This window comes from Pararhodonellum marinum (genome assembly GCF_015354735.1).
In the GTDB taxonomy this organism is placed as follows: Bacteria; Bacteroidota; Bacteroidia; order Cytophagales; family Cyclobacteriaceae; genus Pararhodonellum; species Pararhodonellum marinum.
In genome coordinates, this window is sequence record NZ_JACEFJ010000056.1 from 1 (window position 1) to 511 (window position 511).

Here is a 511-nt window from a genome sequence, read left to right on the forward strand (position 1 = left end):
AAAAAACAGGTTTGATTTGGAATGAATGAATTAACCCTAAGATCAAATTTAAAATAAATAGCTTCAAGAACCAGTTTCTTACCAATAATTAAAACCACAATATTTTCATTAATCCCTTTGAATATACCAAGGGTAGTTTGGCTTCATGGATGCTGGAGAAACAGGCCTACTTTGACCTGACATTCAAGATTACCCCTGCCAAAACCAAGGTCATGCCCAAATAAGTAATCAGGTTGTAGGTTTCATCAAACAAAAGAAAGCCAAAGCCTAAAGCATAGATAATTCCAATATAAGTCAGGCTGGCAATTTTTGAAAGATTTGCGTTTTGATAGGCCTTTGTCATGTAATACTGAGCAAATTGGGTAAAAATGCCTATGGCAAACAAGATGGCCCAATCCAAGCCCTCAGGTTTAACCCAATTGAACCAAGTGATGATGCCAACGATAGGTATGGTGACTACTGGAAAGTAAAAAACAATGACCAACGGATGCTCGGTGTTTTTGAGCTTTCT

Annotated in this window: 1 protein-coding gene; it reads right to left on the reverse strand. The window is 37.2% G+C overall.

Annotated elements, in window-relative coordinates; translation table 11 throughout:
• Positions 1–166: 166 nt before the first annotated feature.
• On the reverse strand, positions 167–511 hold a 345-nt coding region (locus tag H1A14_RS23110; protein ID WP_194778683.1), incomplete at its 5' end, for a DMT family transporter.